This window comes from Bacteroides faecichinchillae JCM 17102 (assembly GCF_000614145.1).
Lineage (GTDB): Bacteria > Bacteroidota > Bacteroidia > Bacteroidales > Bacteroidaceae > Bacteroides > Bacteroides faecichinchillae.
Genome location: NZ_BAKK01000010.1, coordinates 116,849 through 138,406, shown reverse-complemented (window position 1 = coordinate 138,406; position 21,558 = coordinate 116,849). Strand labels below are relative to the sequence as shown.

General features: G+C 38.4%; 18 protein-coding genes and 1 pseudogene. 11 read left to right on the top strand and 8 right to left on the bottom strand.

All coding sequences use genetic code 11. The annotated features are described in order from the left end of the window. Window positions 1-3: 3 nt before the first annotated feature. From JCM17102_RS07605 to JCM17102_RS07575, 7 genes are all read left to right on the top strand, one after another. On the top strand, window positions 4-1,896 hold the full coding sequence (locus JCM17102_RS07605) for a fimbrillin family protein (RefSeq protein ID WP_025074658.1): 1,893 nt from the start codon (window positions 4-6) through the stop codon (window positions 1,894-1,896). Between the two features lie 76 nt (window positions 1,897-1,972). Then, window positions 1,973-2,464: a PaaI family thioesterase gene (locus JCM17102_RS07600; protein ID WP_025074657.1), complete on the top strand. Its 492-nt coding sequence runs from the start codon at window positions 1,973-1,975 to the stop codon at window positions 2,462-2,464. A gap of 244 nt (window positions 2,465-2,708) precedes the next feature. Beyond that, window positions 2,709-3,560 carry an ATP phosphoribosyltransferase gene (hisG, locus tag JCM17102_RS07595; protein WP_025074656.1) on the top strand — a complete coding sequence of 284 codons (852 nt, stop codon included), beginning with the start codon at window positions 2,709-2,711 and terminating at the stop codon, window positions 3,558-3,560. 2 nt (window positions 3,561-3,562) lie between these two features. After that, entirely contained in the window at window positions 3,563-4,846 is a 1,284-nt protein-coding gene (hisD, locus tag JCM17102_RS07590) for a histidinol dehydrogenase (RefSeq protein ID WP_025074655.1), read from the top strand. Between the two features lie 48 nt (window positions 4,847-4,894). After that, window positions 4,895-5,935, top strand: a complete 1,041-nt coding sequence (hisC, locus tag JCM17102_RS07585) for a histidinol-phosphate transaminase (protein ID WP_025074654.1) — start codon at window positions 4,895-4,897, stop codon at window positions 5,933-5,935. Between the two features lie 3 nt (window positions 5,936-5,938). Next, window positions 5,939-7,063: a bifunctional histidinol-phosphatase/imidazoleglycerol-phosphate dehydratase HisB gene (hisB, locus tag JCM17102_RS07580; RefSeq protein WP_025074653.1), complete on the top strand. Its 1,125-nt coding sequence runs from the start codon at window positions 5,939-5,941 to the stop codon at window positions 7,061-7,063. Between the two features lie 22 nt (window positions 7,064-7,085). Beyond that, on the top strand, window positions 7,086-7,637 hold the full coding sequence (locus JCM17102_RS07575; RefSeq protein WP_025074652.1) for a tyrosine-protein phosphatase: 552 nt from the start codon (window positions 7,086-7,088) through the stop codon (window positions 7,635-7,637). A gap of 127 nt (window positions 7,638-7,764) precedes the next feature. On the opposite strand, the pseudogene JCM17102_RS26655 reads toward JCM17102_RS07575, so the two are convergent. Continuing rightward, window positions 7,765-9,689, bottom strand: a pseudogene (locus JCM17102_RS26655) (NAD(+) synthase). Between the two features lie 210 nt (window positions 9,690-9,899). Here JCM17102_RS26655 and JCM17102_RS07565 point away from each other — a divergent pair. From JCM17102_RS07565 to JCM17102_RS07555, 3 genes are all read left to right on the top strand, one after another. Continuing rightward, on the top strand, window positions 9,900-10,310 hold the full coding sequence (locus JCM17102_RS07565) for a Fur family transcriptional regulator (protein WP_025074651.1): 411 nt from the start codon (window positions 9,900-9,902) through the stop codon (window positions 10,308-10,310). A gap of 38 nt (window positions 10,311-10,348) precedes the next feature. Then, window positions 10,349-10,906, top strand: coding sequence for an NADH peroxidase (locus JCM17102_RS07560; protein ID WP_025074650.1), 558 nt, complete (start codon window positions 10,349-10,351; stop codon window positions 10,904-10,906). Between the two features lie 96 nt (window positions 10,907-11,002). Beyond that, complete coding sequence (locus tag JCM17102_RS07555) at window positions 11,003-11,638, top strand: SagB/ThcOx family dehydrogenase (protein ID WP_025074649.1); 636 nt, start codon at window positions 11,003-11,005, stop codon at window positions 11,636-11,638. A gap of 101 nt (window positions 11,639-11,739) precedes the next feature. Here JCM17102_RS07555 and JCM17102_RS07550 read toward each other — a convergent pair whose 3' ends face one another. The 5 genes from JCM17102_RS07550 to JCM17102_RS07530 all read right to left on the bottom strand — a co-directional run bounded on the left by JCM17102_RS07550 (window position 11,740) and on the right by JCM17102_RS07530 (window position 18,522). After that, window positions 11,740-12,204: a thioredoxin family protein gene (locus JCM17102_RS07550; RefSeq protein WP_025074648.1), complete on the bottom strand. Its 465-nt coding sequence runs from the start codon at window positions 12,202-12,204 to the stop codon at window positions 11,740-11,742. An 18-nt stretch (window positions 12,205-12,222) separates the two neighbouring features. Then, window positions 12,223-12,522 carry a thioredoxin gene (trxA, locus tag JCM17102_RS07545; protein ID WP_025074647.1) on the bottom strand — a complete coding sequence of 100 codons (300 nt, stop codon included), beginning with the start codon at window positions 12,520-12,522 and terminating at the stop codon, window positions 12,223-12,225. A gap of 395 nt (window positions 12,523-12,917) precedes the next feature. Next, a complete protein-coding gene (locus JCM17102_RS07540) occupies window positions 12,918-15,077 on the bottom strand; it encodes a S46 family peptidase (RefSeq protein WP_025074646.1) in 2,160 nt (719 codons plus the stop codon). Beyond that, window positions 15,078-17,237 (bottom strand): S46 family peptidase, encoded by a 2,160-nt coding sequence (locus tag JCM17102_RS07535; protein ID WP_025074645.1) that lies wholly within the window; start codon window positions 17,235-17,237, stop codon window positions 15,078-15,080. It lies immediately after the preceding gene. Window positions 17,238-17,277: 40 nt separating this feature from the next. Continuing rightward, complete coding sequence (locus tag JCM17102_RS07530) at window positions 17,278-18,522, bottom strand: anaerobic sulfatase-maturation protein (protein WP_025074644.1); 1,245 nt, start codon at window positions 18,520-18,522, stop codon at window positions 17,278-17,280. Window positions 18,523-18,681: 159 nt separating this feature from the next. On the opposite strand from JCM17102_RS07530, the gene JCM17102_RS07525 reads away from it, so the two are divergent. Further along, a complete protein-coding gene (locus JCM17102_RS07525) occupies window positions 18,682-19,416 on the top strand; it encodes a DUF4369 domain-containing protein (protein ID WP_025074643.1) in 735 nt (244 codons plus the stop codon). A gap of 81 nt (window positions 19,417-19,497) precedes the next feature. On the opposite strand, the gene JCM17102_RS07520 is transcribed toward JCM17102_RS07525, so the two are convergent. Together JCM17102_RS07520 and JCM17102_RS07510 are read right to left on the bottom strand one after the other, a co-directional pair. Next, window positions 19,498-20,253, bottom strand: a complete 756-nt coding sequence (locus JCM17102_RS07520; protein ID WP_025074642.1) for a lysophospholipid acyltransferase family protein — start codon at window positions 20,251-20,253, stop codon at window positions 19,498-19,500. Between the two features lie 120 nt (window positions 20,254-20,373). Next, a complete protein-coding gene (locus tag JCM17102_RS07510) occupies window positions 20,374-21,474 on the bottom strand; it encodes a Gfo/Idh/MocA family protein (RefSeq protein ID WP_025074641.1) in 1,101 nt (366 codons plus the stop codon). Between the last annotated feature and the right edge of the window lie 84 nt (window positions 21,475-21,558).

Below are 21,558 nucleotides of genomic sequence, written 5' to 3'. Positions count from 1 at the left end.
AGTATGAGAACTTTGTGTAGCCGGAAATGGGGAATCGGTATAATTTTAATTTTTCCTTTTTTCATAATAGCTTGTGTGAATCATTTTTCAGAAGATGAAGATAATAAGACCGATATTGATAATATTCCGTTGAGGTTTACGGCTGATATTCATAAAATAGTTAAAACACGTATTTCAGATAATACTTTTGAGAAGGATGATTCAGTTGGATTGTTTGCATTGGCAGGTTCTACGACCTTAACTGAAGAGAGATATGCGGATAATCTACTTTTTAAACGATCAGAAAATGATATTTTTGAGACAGAAGAGACTGTGTATTATCCTGATGACGGAGTAGCAGTTAATTTAATCAGTTATTATCCATATAATGAAGAGGGAATAGATATGGGAAAAACGACTATGCAAGTATCTGTGGCGACAGAACAGGAGCTTCCTGAAAATTATTCTTATTCAGATTTTTTAGTTGCAACTTCTAGTGATTTGAAAGCAACTTCCGAACCGGTCGCTTTATTTTATAATCATAAATTTTTTCGATTAAATATAGTTCTTGTTCCGGGTAAAGGGATTACTATTGAAGAATTGCGGGATGCTAATCCGCAACTTACTATAGAAGGTTTCTTTACGAAAGCCGTTTATGATTTTCAGAATGATTCTTATGCAGAATATGCTGATGAAAAAAGCATAATTCCTATGGGCGAATGGACAATAAAAGAAAATCGTCTGATTGGTAAAGAGGTTATACTGATTCCACAGAAAACCAAAGATGATTACCAGTATATAACATTGAAAGCCGATGGAAAAGAGTATCGTTGCTTATTATCTTCTGCTTTGGAAATGGAAAGTGGGAAACAGCGAGAACTTGAAATAACCTTTGTTCCTGTACAGGATATTTTGATTGGTAGTGTAAATGGGGAAATCGGTAATTGGGAAGAAACAGGCATGGATCAGTCAGAAGCAGGAATTGTATATGGTTGTGTGGACATATCGAAATTGACTTTCGAAGAATCCAGTGTGTATAAGGTCATGAAAGGCGGGCAACAAGTTGCAGAGATTTGCAAAGAATACATCTCAACTTCAGATTTTGCTTCTCCTGCGATTGTAGCCTATCCTATGAAATCTGATTATACGGTTGATTTGACAAAGGGAATTGTTTTACAATTATTGGGACATACGGGAAATGTACATGGAGGAGCGATGGTATGGAATCTGGAAAATCATTCATTGTCATATAAGCCTGGTACATTGGAATTAAGAAATTATCTTTTTGTATTGTCTGGTGGACAAAATTATATGTCTGTAACTCCTGCTGAGAATTTATTATCAGTTTCTCCGGATTTATTTTGTGATGTTCGTGGAGAAACGATTCATAAATATCCCATTGTGAAAATTGGAACACAATATTGGATGAGAAGTAATTTGGAAGCTATACTATATACCGATGGGGATGCTATTTTAGAATTAATGAATATGGTGGAGGGTGCAACTGGATATTTGTCAAATAATGGAAATTATTTTTATACATCTAATGCAGTTCTTACTGATAAATTATTGCCTGCCAATTGGAAGATTCCTACTTGGAATGATTGGAATTTGTTAAATACATATTTGGGAGAAGATGCTTCTTTGTTGAAATCAGGAGAGTGGAAACTTATAAAAGATGAAACGATCTTGGGAGAAGCATCTAATTTATCTGGTTTCAATGCACTGCCAGTAGGTCTGTGGTGGACCAAAGGTAAGATTGCCGATTATGAAGGAAGATATTTGGGATATTGGACTTTGGATAATACTGGATTATCGGTAGATGAGGCATTCTTACTGAAAAGTAATAGCGACACGTCTTCTTCTGGAAGTATTAGTACGGAAAAAGCCTATGCCCTTCGTGCCCTCCGAAAGTAAATTGATGAAAAATTGTTTTCATTTTTATATTTTGCTTATATTTGAGAGATAAAACCTAAATGAACTAAGAGTAAGTATGAAGAAAATAATAAATCCTTGGAAAGGTTTAGAGGGATACAATTGTTTTGGGTGTGCTCCAAATAATGAATCCGGAGTGAAAATGGAATTTTATGAAGATGGTGATGAGATAGTAAGCATCTGGAAGCCGCGTCCTGATTATCAAGGCTGGATTAATACATTGCATGGTGGCATTCAAGCCGTCTTATTAGATGAAATCTGCGCTTGGGCGGTGCTTCGTAAATTACAGACAACAGGTGTTACTTCGAAAATGGAAACGCGTTATCGGAAACCAATTGATACACAGGATTCTCATATAGTATTGCGTGCATCCATAAAAGAAGTAAAGCGGAATATTGTAATAATTGAAGCGAAATTATATAATAAGGATGGAGAACTTTGTACAGAAGCTGTTTGTACTTACTTTACTTTTTCTCAAGAAAAGGCTAAAAATGAAATGCACTTTTTGCAATGTGATGTAGAACCGGAAGAGATACTTCCTTTAATTTGAAATGAAAAACGAATTTTTTGTGATAATTGTTTGGAAGTATCAAACAAATGCTATACTTTTGTCGCAGTAACTAAAGAATATGAAATATACAGCTACACATCATCATCATCATTTTCCTAACGAATAACTCGGTGGGCGTGGATGATATTGTGTATACTTTATAACGATAACGAAGGCTTGCCGAATACGGTAAGCCTTTTTTATTTATCAAATGTAATTTATAAATTCATAATAAAATAAAGTCATGTTAAGAATCGCAGTACAAGCCAAAGGACGTCTCTTCGAAGAGACTATGGCACTTTTAGAAGAGTCGGATATTAAATTGAGTACAACCAAGCGTACCTTATTGGTACAATCTTCCAATTTTCCTATCGAAGTTTTGTTTCTTCGTGATGATGATATTCCTCAGACAGTAGCTACAGGAGTAGCCGATTTGGGCATTGTAGGTGAAAATGAGTTTATGGAAAAAGAAGAAGATGCTGAGATTGTAAAACGATTGGGATTCAGCAAATGTCGTTTATCACTAGCTATGCCGAAAGATATTGAATATCCAGGTTTATCATGGTTCAATGGTAAGAAAATAGCAACCTCTTATCCGGTCATTTTGAAGAATTTTTTGAAAAAGAATGGAGTAAATGCAGAAATACACGTAATTACCGGTTCAGTAGAAGTATCTCCGGGTATTGGATTAGCAGATGCAATCTTTGATATTGTAAGCTCCGGATCAACATTGGTTAGCAACCGTTTGAAAGAAGTTGAAGTTGTGATGAAGTCCGAAGCATTGCTAATTGGCAATAAAAACATGAGCGACGAAAAGAAAGAAGTGTTGGAAGAATTACTATTTCGTATGAATGCAGTGAAGACTGCTGAGGACAAGAAGTATGTATTGATGAATGCACCGAAAGATAAACTGGAAGAAATTATAGCTGTTCTGCCTGGCATGAAAAGTCCTACTATTATGCCTTTGGCACAAGAAGGCTGGTGTTCTGTCCACACAGTATTGGATGAAAAACGTTTCTGGGAAATTATCGGGAAGCTGAAAGGACTGGGAGCAGAAGGTATTTTGGTATTGCCAATTGAGAAAATGATAGTATAAGAATGAAATTAATAAAATATCCCTCAAAGGAACAATGGTCGGAACTGCTGAAACGTCCGGCATTGAATACGGAGAATTTGTTTGATACAGTTCGTACCATTATTAATAAGGTAAGAACTGAAGGTGATAAGGCAGTTCTGGAATATGAAGCTACATTTGATAAAGCTGTTTTATCTACATTATCTGTAACTTCACAAGAGATAAAAGAGGCAGAAGGCAAGATTAGTAATGAACTAAAGGCAGCTATCTCTTTAGCGAAGCAAAACATCGAAACGTTTCATGCTTCCCAGCGTTTTGTTGGAAAGAAGATAGAGACAATGAATGGAGTTACTTGTTGGCAAAAAGCAGTAGGCATTGAGAAAGTCGGACTTTATATTCCCGGCGGAACAGCACCACTTTTTTCTACTGTGTTGATGTTGGCTGTTCCTGCTAAAATTGCGGGATGTAAAGAGATCGTGCTTTGTACTCCTCCTGATAAGAATGGAAATATCCATCCGGCCATACTTTTTGCAGCTCAATTAGCGGGGGTAAGTAAAATATTCAAGGCTGGTGGAGTTCAGGCTATTGCTGCTATGGCTTATGGAACTGAGAGTATCCCTAAAGTCTATAAGATTTTCGGTCCGGGTAATCAGTATGTAACAGCTGCCAAGCAGTTGGTGAGCTTACGTGATGTAGCGATTGATATGCCTGCCGGCCCTTCCGAAGTAGAGGTATTGGCAGATGCTTCTGCCAATCCTGTTTTTGTTGCAGCAGATCTTCTTTCGCAAGCTGAACATGGAGTAGATAGCCAAGCAATGCTGATAACTACTTCTGAAAAACTTCAGGCAGAGGTTGTTCTTGAGGTTGAGCGCCAATTAGCGAGACTTCCTCGTAAAGAAATAGCTGAGAAATCATTAGAAAATAGTAAATTGATTCTTGTCCGTGATCTGGAAGAAGCATTGGAATTAACAAATGCTTATGCACCGGAACATTTGATTATAGAAACTGAAAACTACCTGGAAGTAGCTGAGCGTATAACAAATGCAGGTTCAGTTTTCTTGGGATCATTGACTCCTGAGAGTGCCGGTGATTATGCTTCCGGTACCAATCATACATTGCCAACTAATGGTTATGCAAAAGCATACAGCGGAGTAAGTCTCGATAGTTTTATTCGTAAAATAACCTTTCAGGAGATTGTCTCAGATGGGATACAAGCAATCGGCCCTGCTATTGAGGAGATGGCAGCCAACGAACATCTGGATGCACATAAAAATGCAGTAACAGTTCGTTTGGATTCCTTGAAATAAAGATTTAGTGATTGGTAAAGTAGATTCAGTAATTAAAAGAATAATAAAGTGAAAACGTTACAAGAGCTCACCCGGCCGAATATATGGAAGTTGAAACCTTATTCTTCGGCACGCGATGAATATAAAGGAGTTACGGCTTCCGTCTTTTTGGATGCGAATGAGAATCCGTACAATTTGCCTCATAACCGCTATCCGGACCCGATGCAGTGGGAACTGAAAACTCAATTGTCGAAGATAAAGAAAGTATCTCCCGAACATATTTTCTTGGGAAATGGTAGTGACGAAGCTATTGATTTGGTATTTCGCGCTTTCTGTGAACCCGGCAAAGATAATGTAGTAGCCATTGATCCTACTTATGGTATGTATCAGGTCTGCGCAGATGTGAATGATGTAGAATACCGCAAAGTTCTGTTGGATGATAATTTCCAGTTTTCAGCAGATAAATTGTTGGCGGCTACTGACGAACATACCAAACTGATTTTCCTTTGTTCACCCAACAATCCGACAGGGAATGATCTACTCCGTACTGAAATAGAAAAACTGATTCGTGAATTTGAAGGTTTGATCATTTTGGACGAAGCTTATAACGATTTCTCGGAGGCTCCTTCTTTTCTGGAGGAATTAGATCAATATCCTAACTTGATCGTTTTTCAGACATTCTCTAAGGCATGGGGATGTGCTGCTATTCGTTTGGGAATGGCTTTTGCTTCCGTAGAAATTATTGGTATTTTGAGCAAAATCAAATATCCGTATAATGTTAATCAGCTCACTCAGCAACAGGCTATTTCTATGTTACATAAATATTATGAAATAGAACGTTGGGTAAGAACCTTAAAAGAAGAAAGGGATTATCTGGAAAAGGAGTTTGAACAACTTTCTTGTACGGTTAAAATGTACCCTTCTGATGCAAACTTCTTTCTGGCTAAAGTTACTGATGCTGTGAAAATCTATAATTATTTAGTTGGCGAGGGAATCATTGTGCGTAATCGAAATTCCATTGCATTATGTGGCAATTGTTTACGAGTAACAGTCGGTACACGAGTAGAAAATAATATATTGTTGGATGCTCTCAAGAAATATCAAGGATAATTTATGAAAAAGAAAGTACTATTTATAGATAGAGACGGAACGTTGGTAATCGAACCGCCTGTTGATTATCAACTCGACTCTTTAGAGAAATTGGAATTTTATCCTAAAGTATTCCGAAACTTGGGATTTATCCGTAGCAAACTTGACTTTGAGTTTGTGATGGTAACTAATCAAGATGGCTTAGGTACTTCTTCTTTTCCGGAAGAGACTTTTTGGCCTGCTCACAATTTAATGATGAAAACTCTGAAAGGAGAAGGAATCACTTTTGATGAAATTCTGATTGATCGTAGCTTTCCTGAGGATAATGCTCCAACACGTAAACCGCGCACCGGAATGTTGAGAAAGTACATTGACAATTCGGAGTACGATCTGGTAGGAAGCTTTGTAATAGGTGATCGTCCTACTGATGTGGAACTGGCAAGGAACTTGGGTTGTAAAGCTATTTATTTACAAGATTCTGTTGAATTATTGAAAGAAAAAGGACTGGAAGAAGTCTGTGTATTGGCAACAAAGGATTGGGATAAGATTGCAGAATTTCTATTTGCAGGAGAGCGAAAAGCTGAAGTGCGTCGTACGACAAAAGAAACAGATATTTATGTAGCTTTGGATTTGGACGGAAACGGTATTTGTAAGATTTCTACAGGTTTGGGCTTCTTTGATCATATGCTTGAGCAGATAGGAAAACATTCCGGTATGGATTTAACTATACAGGTGAAAGGTGATTTGGAAGTGGATGAGCACCATACAATCGAAGATACGGCTATTGCTTTAGGTGAATGTATTTATCAGGCATTAGGAAATAAGCGAGGTATTGAGCGATATGGTTATGCTCTTCCCATGGATGATTGTCTTTGTCAGGTTTGCTTAGATTTTGGAGGACGTTCTTGGTTAGTTTGGGAGGCAGAATTCAATCGTGAGAAAATAGGGGATATGCCCACTGAAATGTTTCTTCATTTTTTCAAATCATTGAGTGATGCTGCGAAAATGAATTTGAATATCAAAGCGGAAGGACAAAATGAACATCATAAAATAGAAGGGATTTTTAAAGCCCTTGCCCGAGCTTTGAAAATGGCGTTGAAACGAGATATTTATCATTTTGAACTGCCTTCCAGTAAGGGAGTACTTTAATTCGAATCCGGTGCGTTGATTTATGCAGAAACATCTTTTATTATGCTTTTGGGGACTTATATTATCATTGGCTATTTATGGTCAGAATGTCAAAGCTGAAAAAATTATTGTTCCCGGTAGTAATCTGATCAATATGTATAAGATTGATACAGATATATATCGTTCGGAACAACCTACAGAAATTGATTTTAAAGCTTTGCAAGAATATGGGATTCATGAAGTTTTGAATCTCCGCAGATGGCATAGTGATAATGATGAAGCGAGAGGTACAACATTACAACTACATCGTTTAAAGATGAGAGCTGGTTCTGTTAATGAAAAGCAATTGATAGAAACATTACGTATTATTTATAATCGTAAAGGACCAATATTGATTCACTGTCACCATGGTTCCGATCGTACAGGTGTTGTTTGTGCGTTTTATCGTATCATTTTTCAGGAAGTTTCTAAGGAGGATGCAATCGATGAAATGACTGGAGAAAAGTATGGCTTTCATAGAATTTATAAGAACCTTATACGGATAATCCAAGAAGCTGATATCGAAGGGATTAAAAAGGCTGTAATATCGAAATAAAAATAAATGAGTGCCACGATTGTGTCCTTGTGTTGGCACAACTGTTCCACCGGGATGGCACAGTTGTGCCAATATAAAGACACAGTTGTGCCATCGTAGTGGCACAGACTCCATCTATAATAGAATACTATAAGTTCTCTATTTCCTTCAACCACATTGCTGAACTGGCATCACTCGGCATTCGCCAGTCACCACGTGGACTGATGGAAATACTTCCTACTTTAGGTCCATCAGGCAAGCAAGAACGCTTGAACTGTTGATTGAAGAAACGGCGGAAGAAGGTAGACAGCCACTTTTTAATTGTCTCTTCGTCATAAATTTCTTTGAATACAAGATTAGCCAAAAAGTAAATTTTAGAAGGACGGAATCCGTAACGCAAAAAATAATAGAGGAAGAAATCATGTAGTTCATAAGGCCCTACCAAGTCTTCTGTTTTTTGTTTTATTTCTCCATTCTCATCAGCAGGAATAAGCTCCGGGCTGATAGGGGTATCTACAATATCTAATAAAGTTGTTTTTGATTCTTCATCCATTCCATTTTCGGCTACCCATTGTACCAAGTATTTTACTAAAGTCTTTGGAATACTTGCATTGACACCGTACATAGACATATGGTCTCCGTTATAGGTTGCCCATCCTAACGCAAGTTCAGACAAATCTCCTGTGCCTATAACCATACCACAAGTTTGGTTGGCGATATCCATCAGTATCTGTGTCCGTTCGCGTGCCTGTGAGTTTTCATAGGTAACGTCATGCACATTGATATCATGATCGATGTCCTTGAAATGTTGGATACAAGCTTCCTTTATACTGACTTCACGAACTGATATTCCTAACGATTTCATAAGATCGATGGCATTGTTGTAGGTGCGGTCAGTGGTTCCGAAACCAGGCATTGTAATTCCCAGAATTCCTTTTCGTGATAATTTGAGTTTATCGAATGTCTTTACACACACTAATAGAGCCAAAGTAGAATCCAATCCTCCGGAAATGCCTACTACTGCCGTTTTAGCTCCTGTATGTAACAGCCGTTGTGCTAATCCGGCTACTTGAATAGAAAATATCTCTTCACAACGTTCATCCAGTTCAGCTCCTTGCGGGACAAAAGGATGAGGATTAAAACTACGTGTGAGCGTCAGTTCTTTGCTATTGACAAATTCTGTAGTGATACATATTGCTTTCTTGTCTCCTAAATTGGCTTGGTTGGCGGCAAAAGTGGTGTTAATCCTTCGTTCTGCACGTATACGCTCTACATCGATTTCACTGATAATCAACTGTTCTTCCATGCTGAAACGTTTACTACGTGCCAGCAGTGAACCATTTTCATAAATCAGTCCATTTCCGGCAAAAACTACATCTGTAGTAGATTCTCCGAAGCCACAGGATGAAAATACATATCCGGCAATACATCGGGCAGATTGCTGGCTGATCAAAGAACATAGATAATTGTTTTTTCCGATACCTTCATTATCAGCAGATATATTGAACAAGATTTCTGCTCCTTGCAGAGCAAGTGAAGAACTAGGAGGAATTGTAGCCCATAGATCTTCACATATCTCAATTCCAAATGTTGTATCAGAAGTCTCAAAAAGCAGGTTAGCACCTATGGGAACCATTTGCCCGCATAAACGTATATTGTTGGTTGTCAATTGGAGAGCAGATGTAAACCAACGTTGTTCGTAAAACTCCTTGTAATTAGGTAAATAAGTTTTAGCTGTGACGCCCAAAACCTTCCCTTTTTGAATCACTACAGCAGCATTGATTACTGTTGAATTAACAACAACGGGTAAACCTACAATAGAAATAATATCCAATTGGCGAGTATTATTAAGAATCTGCATGAGCCCATTTCTGCTTGTTCAAGCAAAAGTTGCTGTCCGAACAAGTCACCACATGTATATCCGGTGATACTCATTTCGGGGAATGCAATAATTTGTACCCCTTTGCCTTCCGCTATTGCAATCAGACCTTCTATCTTCTCTGCATTGAATTTACAGTCGGCCACTTTGACGTGCGGCACAGCTGCTGCTACTTTTACGAATCCGTAGTTCATTCTTATACTTTGTTTATATATAGTGGTTGCAAAATTAGGAAATAGTTTTGAATTTCTATCTTTTCTACTATGAATCCTCAAAATGTGGCGATAAAGAGAAATAAAACTTGTTGAAAAAAACTCGATTTTATTTGCAAATAAAATAAAGTCTTTTTATCTTTGCATCAAATTTATAATTGTAATGAGTACAAATTTGGAAAGAAGAAGATAATGGGTGCATACGAACAATTATTAGAGTACAACATAAAACCTTCCGTGCAGCGTATTGCCGTTATGGAATATTTGATGAAACATCGTACGCATCCGTCGGCTGATGAAATATATACGGCTTTGTCCCCTTCTATGCCTACATTGTCAAAGACTACCGTCTATAATACCCTGAAACTTTTTGCAGAACAGGGGGCAGCATTGATGCTTACCATTGATGAAAAGAATGCCAACTTTGATGGAGATACTTCAGCACATGCCCATTTTCTCTGTAAATCTTGTGGACATATTTATGACTTGAAATGTCCGGAAGCAATTAAATCGGTAGAAGATCAGGAAATTGATGGCCATCATGTATCAGAAATACATTATTATTATAAAGGAATTTGTAAGAACTGTTTAAACGAACAATAATATACGTATTTGACTAATTAATTTAAAATTGAGAAGAAATGAAAAAATTTAGATGTACTGTTTGCGGTTACGTTTATGAAGGTGACGCAGCTCCTGAGAAATGTCCTTTGTGTAAAGCTCCTGCTAGCAAATTCGTTGAAGTTGTTGAAACTGAAGGTGCTGCTTTGGCTTTTGCTGACGAACATGTTATTGGCGTAGCTAAAGGTTGTGACGAAGAAATGATCAAAGACCTGAACAATCACTTCATGGGTGAATGTACTGAAGTAGGTATGTATTTGGCAATGAGCCGTCAGGCAGACCGCGAAGGTTATCCTGAAGTAGCTGAAGCTTTCAAACGTTACGCTTGGGAAGAAGCAGAACATGCAGCTAAATTTGCTGAATTGTTGGGTGACTGCGTATGGGATACCAAGACTAACCTGCAAAAACGTAAAGATGCAGAACAAGGTGCATGCGAAGACAAGAAACGTATTGCAACTCGTGCTAAAGCATTAAACTTGGATGCTATTCACGATACTGTACACGAAATGTGTAAAGACGAAGCTCGTCATGGTAAAGGTTTCGAAGGATTGTACAACCGTTATTTCGGCGATAAGTAATCAAACCTTATAAATAACTCTAAAAAGGTCTGCATCCCGTTGCGAATGCAGGCCTTTTTTCGTTTATTTGTTCATCAACTTTTAAATGTCACAGATATGAAAAAAGTACAACTAATTTTGATGTGTTTATTGTTTACAGTTGCAGCTTCTGCTGCTGACAAGGTAATTAAGTTACCAAAGCCTGATTTGAACCGAAAGGGTGGTACAGTGATGAAGGCTTTGTCCGAACGACATTCTACTCGTGAATATGCTTCGAAAGCATTGAGCTTGTCCGATTTGTCGGATTTATTGTGGGCGGCAAATGGAATCAATCGTCCTGACGGCAAGCGAACGGCTCCTTCTGCATTGAACAAGCAAGATGTGGATATTTATGTGATCCTACCTGAAGGCAGTTATTTGTATGATGCAAAGGCTCATCAACTAAATTTAATAAGCGAGGGAGATCATCGTGACGCAGTGGCAGGAAGTCAAGCATTTGTGAAAGTAGCTCCGGTATCTTTGGTGTTGATTAGTGATGTTTCCCGTTTCGGTGATGCAAAGAATACGCGAAATCAATTGATGGGAGCTGTCGATGTAGGTACTGTTTCCCAAAATATCTCTTTGTTTTGTACTACAGCTCATTTAGCCACAGTTCCACGAGCTTCAATGGATATTGATAAATTGAAAACTGTATTACAGCTGAGAGATACTCAGATTCCGATGATGAACCATCCGGTAGGGTATTTTAAATAAACATTGTTAGACATAAAAAAGAGTGACGCTATACCATGCATATAGCGTCACTGTATCTTTGCGATAGTATAAGTATCCTAAAAGGATAGCTACACTCTTTTTTACTTCAAAAGAAATTCGTCGATAGCCTTCTTATAAGTCGCCTTATCTGCCGCTCCGCGAAATAGTTGCGGCTCTCCTTTCATGGGGATGAATACGAACAATGGAATGCTCGTTGCATTGAAAAGGGCAGCCAATTCTTTTTGTTTATCTACATTTACTTTATAAATAACGATTTTTCCGGCATATTCCTTAGCCAATTCTTTCATGATAGGAGCAGTTTGACGGCAAGGCCCACACCAATCAGCATATAAATCGATGATGGCAGGTTTAGTGCCTTTGTACTTCCATTCTTTTGATTTCTCAAAATCGAAGATATCTTTTATGAACATTGCTTTGTCCATGACGATGACTTCACCGTTACCTGTTACTTCTTTTTTACCTTGATTGTTTTCTTCTCTGTCATTGAAAGCATAAACGATTACGCTTACCATAACGAGAGCTACCATTAATAATACCTTTTTCATTCGTTCTTTTTTCTTGTTTTATGAGTAATGTTTTTCAATTACTCCTTTCAATTCACTACTGTGGATTACTCCGGAATGTCTCCATACCGCCTCTCCGTTCTTAAATAAAATAAAAGTCGGCACTGCCTGTATACGATACTGAGTGGCTAAATCTTGATATTGGTCCACGTCAATTTTGATAATACGGGCTTTATCACCAACGATTAATTTTAATTCTTCCAGAACAGGTTTCATTGCCTTACAGGGGCCACACCATTCTGCATAGAAATCAACTAAAACGGGGGTAGGGGATTGTATTAAATCTGCAAACTTTTCCATAATCTTTTCCTTTTTTAATTATAATACTCAGCCTCTGAGGACTGCAAATATAGAGTCTTTTTTTTATATAACGGCAAAATCCTGTTTTTGTTCATGAAATAGTAATAGTAGAGTCATCTTGTTGTAATGTGGAAAAGAGAACTTTGTGTATCAAAAATAGTAAAATTATGCATCTACACACTAGCGAACACTGCATTATCATGGAGTTTGAAAAGGTATTAAAGTCACAATCTACAATACCAACCTTTACAAATTATTTGCCGATATGAAACTGAATAGAACAGGTTATGTACTTGTACGTGCGTCGGACGGTGGATTTTGTTTAAATGAAGAATGATGAATGAAGAATTTCTATGCAGTATATATAGCATAGCCAATTCTTCATTCTTCATTTTTTATTCTTCTATTGTCAGCTCGTCAATGATATGTGAAGCACCCGCGAATTTATCAATGATAAATAGTGTATAACGGATATCTACACAAGCAGCACGCTGTGAAGAAGGGCGGAAGGCAATGTCACCTGTCAGACCTTCGTAATTACGGTCGAAAGCGGTTCCGATTAATTGACCTTTGCTGTTGAATACAGGACTACCTGAATTTCCGCCGGTATTATCTGTATTTACTATAAAACATACAGGCATTTCACCGTTTTTGCCATAACGTCCGTAATCTTTGGCATTATATAAATCCTTTAATTTCTGAGGAACTACAAACTCCCAATTTTCGGGATCTTCCTTTTCCATCACACCTTTGAGAGTGGTATAGGTATTATAGACCACGCCGTCGGCAGGTTCATAAGGGAGTACCTGACCGTAAGTTAGTCGCAGGGTTGAGTTTGCATCCGGATAGATTGGAATACCTTTTTCCTGTTTCATGTCCATCATGCCTTTTACCCATACTTTATGGGCGGCATCATAATTTTGATTTGCTTCTTTCATGGCGATGACTGTCTTGAGGATTCCATCAGTAATGGAATATTTGAATAAGATCATCCAGTCATGTTCGATCTTGTATAAACTCGGCTTTGCAATGAACTTAGCAAAGTTTTTCGGACTGCCAAAGATCGAGTATTCAAAACAGGCATCCACAAAAGCATCCGTATCTCCTTTGAAGCGGGATTTGATGATTTCGAATATGTTGATACGCTGATTTTCAGGGATATATCCTGCATATGTTTTCAACATTTCTTTTGCAACCATCCGCTCTACTTCAGGGAAAGGGACCGATGCAAAATATTTCTCGCCTTCCAGTTTCAGTCTTAAAGTAGCTTCGTTGATTCTTTTTTTATCTTTGGATTTGAGAGCGGATACTATTTCTGTAGTGGAGGGAAGTTTCATAAAGTCGAGTGCGATGCCCAGTGCTTCATTAATAGCTTGTTGGTGATAGATAGCGTCACGTCGGTGAGCTACTATCGAGCGTATTTCATCGAATGCTTTTTGGTAAGAATCATCTCCTTTTTCACGTCCACGAGCAAGAAGTTCCTCTTGTTGTGTACGTTTCGTATCCAATACTTTCAAACGGACCAGACCTTCGTTCATCCCAATCGCATTTTTCCAATAGTTAGCGGATGAAGCATATTTACTAGCATAATGAATACGTACAGCAGGATCTTTCAGCATTTGTTCCATGAGAACTTTCTGACGTGCTCCGCGTACATGCTGACGCATGAAATTCGTTGTCTGCATACGTTCTACCACTTCGTCGGAGATCATGTACCGCCAGTTACGTCCCGGAAATCCCATTGCAAAAGTGAAATCACCTTCTTGTACTCCGGCAAGACTGATAGTCAGATGCTTTTTCACTTGTAGGGGGACATTATCTTTAGAGTATGCTGCCGGTTTTCCGTTTCTATCTGCATAAATACGGAAGAGTGAGAAGTCACCGGTATGGCGTGGCCACATCCAATTATCAGTATCTGCTCCGAATTTACCAATAGAAGAGGGTGGGGCACCTACCATACGGATATCACTATACACCGTTTTAATAAACAGGTAATATTTATTGCCGCCGTAGAAAGCTTTAAGCTCAAGTCTGGTTGCAGGAGTGATTTCGATATTCTCATCTTTGGCAAAACGCCCTGCTACAATAGTCAGGTAGCTAGGAGACAAATAGTTTGTTCCTTCAGGGTCTTTATCCTTCTTTAATTGTTCCTGGACATAACTCGTCACATCAAGGATACGGTCAATGAACGTGACAGTTAGCCCCGGAGTAAGAAGTTCGGCATCACGGTTCATAGCCCAGAAACCGTCAGTCAGATAATCATGTTCCACATTACTGTGTTGTTGGATAGCTCCATAGCCACAGTGATGGTTAGTAAGAACTAGTCCTTGTGAAGAGATAACTTCTCCCGTACATCCTCCACCGAAATGCACAACAGCATCTTTCAGAGAAAGCCCGTTGGCATTGTACACTTCTTCTATAGGGATCTCAAGACCGAGTTCCCGCATGGCAACAGCGTTTTGTTCTTTTAAATCAGTTAGCATCCACATGCCTTCGTCGGCGTGGGCGCTAAAAGTTGCCAATGAAAAAAGGGCAAATATAAATTGTTTTTTCATTTATTCTACGATAGTCATTTCATTAATCAGATGTCCGCAGTTTCCTAATTTTTCAAGAATGAATAGGACGTAGCGGATATCCAAGTTGATACAACGTTGCAACTTATTGTCAAAGTTGATATCACCACTCAGAGATTCCCAGTTGCCATCGAAAGCACAGCCGATTAATTCACCGTTCTTGTTCAAAACCGGGCTACCGGAGTTACCACCGGTGATATCGTTGGTAGACAAGAAGCAAACGGGCATATCGCCATTTGGTAATGCATATCGACCATAATCTTGTTTTTCAATCAGCTCTTTCAGTTTGGCAGGTACAACGAATTCACGATCTTCCGGATTTTCTTTCTCAAGAATACCTTTGGTTGTAGTGTAATAGTTATAATGTACACCATCTTTCGGGTCGTATGGTTTCACATTACCATAAGTGAGACGGAGTGTAAAGTTTGCATCCGGGTAAGAAGGAACAGGCAGTTTCATTTCACCCAGTCCGCGGATATATGTTTTGTGCAATAAAGCCAATTCTGTCTGAAGTGAACTTATCTGTGAAGCTAATTTCTCAAAAGCTTCATATTTGGACTTGGTATATTGCATTGACAAATCCTGATCGATGGCTTTAACTGTTGGTTTTTTGAGGAATTTTTCAAAATTCGTCCGGTTGGCAAAGATGGAATTGTCATACATATCATCCACAAACTTGTTATAATCGCCTTTGTATTTTTGTTCGATCACTTGATAGATAGACGGACGTTGTTCGGCCGGAATCATTTCAGCATAAAGAGGTAATAAAGCTTTGGCCACTTTACGGTCTACTTCATGATCGTAATCTTTATTGTGGATTCTTTGGTAACTTTGTTCCAGACCTTTCAAGCGAATTTTGATCAGAGAATCATTCTTTTCTTCAAGTGCTTCGCGTGTTTTGTCCAATTGGATATTGCCAAATTCAATCCCTCCGAAGAACACTTCGCGTAAGCAAGTCATTTGATAATTGAGAGGCGATGTTTTAGCTACTACATCATCGATTTTATTGACTACCGTAGCATATTCTGCATTGTTCTGTGCTTTGGCAAATTCTGCAAATTTAGCTTCCTGTTCCGCTTTTGTTTCCAACACGTTATTGTCGATGATTGCCTTATTCATACCAATCGAGTTTTTCCAATAGTTGCTGGAACCGGCATATTTGTTGGCATATTGAATGCGAATTTTATCGCTGGCATTCATTGCTTCTTTCAATACATCCTGACGTGCACCACGAATGCGGATACGTGGCTCATTGAGTGATTCCATACGTTCTTTCACTTCCGATACGGTCAGGTAGCGACTGGTACTTCCCGGGAATCCCATAATCATGGCATAATCCCCCGCTTCCAACCCCTTGATAGAGATGGTCAGGTGTTTTTTAGTTTTCAGAGGAACATTAGCAGGATTATATTTCGCAGGTTCTCCGTTAGCATCAGCGTAGATGCGGAACATTGAGAAGTCACCGGTATGACGAGGCCACATCCAGTTGTCTGTTTCGCCACCGAATTTTCCGATAGAAGAAGGAGGAGCAGCTACCATACGTACATCTTCATATACTTTCAGATAAAACAAATAGAATTTATTTCCGGCATAGAAAGGAAGAGCTTTCGGCATAATTCCCTTTTGACCTTTGAGATCACTCTTGTTATAAAGTTCCATTGCCAGTTTATTAAGGAACTCTCCCCTGAAAGATTCTATTTCGGAAATTTCTTTGGCGGCAATTTTGGCATTGACAAGATCCGTTACATCTTCGATACGCTCTACAAATGTAAATACTAATCCCGGAGTCGGGAGTTCTTTGTCTCTGGAAGTAGCCCAAAAGCCGTCAGTCAGGTAGTCGTGTTCTACGCTACTATGTTGCTGGATCGAAGCATATCCACAGTGGTGATTGGTCAGGATCAAACCTTCCGGTGAGATGATTTCTCCCGTACAGCCTCCTCCAAAGATACCGACAGCATCTTTCAGAGAAACACCGTTAGGATTGTATATATCCTGTGCTTCCAAGTTTAGTCCTTGTTTTTTCATCATATCGATGGAATGCTGTTGTTGCATCAATTGCAATAACCACATACCTTCATCCGCTTTTGCGGAACACGCAATCAGCGCGGTCAGCGCTAATAAATAGAATTTTAATCTGTTCATTTATACTAAGAAATTAGAAAATATATTTGATGTTTGATAATTAACTCTCGATATTTAGCTTACCACTCTTCAAAGCCTCCATAATATTGGCAGGCGGACGTTGATTCATTAATTCATTCTTCATGAAGTCCATGTAGGGAGCCACATGTTGGAAAAACTGGTAATATCCTTTGCATAAATAGTTCAACCCCGGTTCCCCTTCAGAAGTCCGGCTGAACCTGTTTTTAGGACATTCACCGTTACAGGCAAACAAGAAATTACATTCTTTGCATTGAGTAGGCAACGACTGGTGTTTCATCGCTCCAAAATTATTCTGTCGTTCGCTGTGCATCATTTCAACAAGCGTTTGGCTGTAAATATTGCCGAGTTTATATTCCGGAAAAACAAAGTGGTCGCATGAATAAACGTCTCCGTTGAATTCCATCACACCTGCATGGCCACAACTTTTTGCCATGGTACATACACCGGGCTGTTGCCCCATCCAATTGGCAAGTGTGGAGTCGAATATCTGTATGTAGTAATTGCCGACGTCTTCTTTCACCCATTCATCAAAAAGTGTGCAAAGGAAATTTCCCCATTGCTCCGGGCTGACTGAAAAATCGGCGAGTTCACCTGCTTTGTTTTCTGCGAGAGAAGCTAAGTGACGTCCGTCCTCATGCGGTATGATACGTTCTACAATGGGAGCAAACTGAATGTAATGACAACCTATTTCTTTAAAGAAGTTATAAAAATCAAGCGGATAGTCCGCATTGAAATCATTGACTACTGCCATAGCGTTCCATTCCACTCCATGTTTTTTCAGAAGGTTGATACCTTGCATAACTTTCACGAAGGAAGGTTTCCCCATTTTGTTTTTGCGATATTCGTCATGAAACTCCTGCGGACCGTCAATAGATACGCCTACCAACCAATTGTTTTCACGAAAAAAATCGCACCATTCGTCGGTGAGCATAGTTCCATTGGTTTGGATACAATTGTCGATGGAGTGTCCACGTGCATATTTCTTTTGAAGTTCCATGGCCTTTTTATAGAAAGAGAGTGGACGCATCAATGTTTCTCCACCGTGCCAAGTGAAAAGTACCTGAGGCATGGTTTGTGAATGGATATACTCATCAATAAACTTCTCCAGAAGCTCATCACTCATTACGTGTTTTGGATTTTCTTTATAGAGATTTGCCTTTTCCAGATAGTAGCAGTACTTGCATGCAAGATTGCATACAGCTCCTACAGGCTTTACCATGACGTAAAGCGGTTTGGCAAAGGGGGCATAAGTTGTTGTGTTCATACCTGCAAATTTAGATAAACTAAATGAAATAGAAGGTTTACTACCTTAGTTTATAAGGATTATTAAAGAAAAGAGTATTACAAATTTTAAATATTGATAAAATGTTTCTTTTGATTCTGAATCAGTTGTACCTTTGTACCCAGATATAATAACACATAGATGAACGTGAATAAAATTTTGCCTATATTGCTTTTACTTCCTTTTATTGCATCATGTACACATACGTATAAGATAGAAGGAACTTCATCGGTGAACAGCTTGGATGGAAAAAAATTATATTTGAAGACGGTCCAAGATGGGGAATTGCTTAAAATCGATTCGGCGGAAGTAATTCATGGTTTGTTTTCGATGAAGGGTAAAATGGATTCCGTACAGATGGTAACTCTTTATATGGATGATGAAAGCATTATGCCTATTGTGTTGGAGAGAGGTAAAGTTACCGTTACGATCAGTAATATGGAGATAAAAGCGGAAGGTACACCTTTGAATACTGCTTTATATGAGTTTATTCGTAAGAAGAACGAATTGGAAGTAAGTATCGAAGAGTTGGAACAGAAAGAGACTCGTATGGTAATGGACGGTGCTGACTATGAAGAAATACACCGACAAATGGTTTCAGAAGGAGATTCACTTGTAAATGAGATGAATAAGTATGTGAAGAAATTCATTTCCGATAATTATGAGAATGTATTGGGACCGAATGTGTTTATTATGCTTTGTAACTCACTGCCTTATCCTGTCATGACTCCACAGATTGACGATATTATTAAAGATGCTCCTTATTCTTTCAAAGATAACAAAATGGTGAAGGAATATCTGAAGAAAGCGAAAGAAAACATGAAGTTGATAGAGGAACATCAACGGATGGAGCAGAATAGTTTGATGAAGAAATAAGGAAATCGGAAAGATTTAGAATATGTTTGAAAAAATCCATGTATTGAATTTATGCTTTCAATACATGGATTTTGGTTTCTACTAGTCTTGATCTTCATTTTTAATCATTCCTTTATGTTTCTCCGGCAACGCACTTTCTACGGCTGTATAAGCTTCTGCCATTGTCGCTTTGATGTTTTCTATCCCTTTCCCTTTAGGAGGAATTGGATCGTGGATAGTCAAAATCATCCGATGACGATGTATCCATTTGCCTGTACGCGGAAGTATTTCGAATGAACCATCTATGGTGACAGGAACTACTGCCAGTTGCAAGTCATCCGCCAGTTGGAAAGCCCCTTTTTTGAAATATCCCATGTGTCCGGTAAAGGTACGTGCACCTTCGGGGAATACTACCAGAGATACTCCATCTTTCAAAGAGTCCTTTGCCTGCCGAATTGTTTCCAATACTTTTTTGGGGCCGGAACGATCCACAAAAATATGTCCTGCACTTTCACAAGCTTTGCCTACGAAAGGTAGTTTGCGGAGACTTTTTTTCATCATCCACTTGAAGTTTCTTCCAATAAAACCATAAATTAGAAAAATGTCAAAAGAACCTTGGTGGTTGGGGACAAAGATATAAGAAGTTTTATCATGTAATTTCTCACGACCATAAACTTTTACAGGGATAAGAAGAAAAAGACAAATTAACTGCGACCATATTTTCCCCGGGTGATATCCCCAGAAATGAGCTCCTCCCACTAAAGAGCCTACAATGGTAACAATTGCAGTAAGAATCGTTAATACTAATAAGATCGGTAAAGCTATACAAATCTGATAAATATAATATAGTATTTTCATGGGTTGTATTTTTTATACATTGCAAACTTACGAAAAAATCCTTGATTTCAATGCCAATCCAATAAAAAACCGAACTACTTCTCTTTTTGTCATGATGATAAAAAATAATAAATACAATAATTAAAAACGGATTGGCTTACCGCTTTTAGCACTTTTGATAGAAGACTCAAGTATTTTAACAACGACTAAATTATTTTCCAACGAGGACAAATCAGTAGGAAGCACTTGGATTTCTTTACGGACGGCGGCTTTTAGATAATAGAAAGAATCATTGTATGGAGCTTTCAGTTTGGGAGGCTGTGAAGTTGTCTCTTTCCGGTTGGTAAATATACGCATGGATGTAGGTGTATCCTGATAAATATATCCCTTACTACCGTAAATATGCATATCTTTTCGTCCTTTGGGCCAGTTCCATGATCCCATAATTTGTACGGTTGCCGAAGGATATTCAATTAGGATCGTTGCATCATCATCTACTTTTGGATATTTATCCGGCTTTAACTGTTTCAGAACGGCATAAACGCTAACAGGCTTTTCTCCATCCATTAGCCAGGTAACCAGATTGGCGCCATAACAACCGAAATCGATCACAGCACCTCCACCATTTAGCTTGGGATCAGTCAGCCAGTCGGTAAATTCTTTTCCACAACCAATCTCAATGGGACCTTCATGCCCATCATATATTTCTATACGATTTATTCTGCCTATCGCATTATCTTTCTTTATTAAACGATAAACTTCATGATTTGTATTATACCAAGTCGTTTCATAATTGGTGAGTAACAATGTATTGTTTTTACGTACTAGTTCTGCCATTCGGTTGGCGTGTTTCATATTGACTGCCAAAGGTTTTTCTACCATCACATGGATACCGCGTGGAGCGCAAGCTTCTACTACGGCAAGATGATCGTAAATAGAGCCGTAAGCAACAACAACTTCAGGTCTTGTCTTATCAAGCATTTCTCCTAGATCTGCATAAAAAAGGGAGGAGTCCAGTTTTTTTTGAAGTGGATTATTCGCTCTTAACTGTTCATCCGGTTCTGCAACTCCTACAATTTCAAAATCACCCCTATCCATACGGATAATTACTTCATGAAGGTGTCCATGTGATACACCTGCTACTCCTAAACGAAGTGGCTTTGAATCTTGAGCCTTTAATATAAAAGGTAGGCAGATTACTGACAAAAATAAGAATGTTCTGATCATTTTTTGTGGATTCATTGCTGTACAATAAAATTATTTGTAACAAAGATACTTGATAAATCGGTAAAAACCATAGGTAGATGCTATATAATCTTTTTGTTT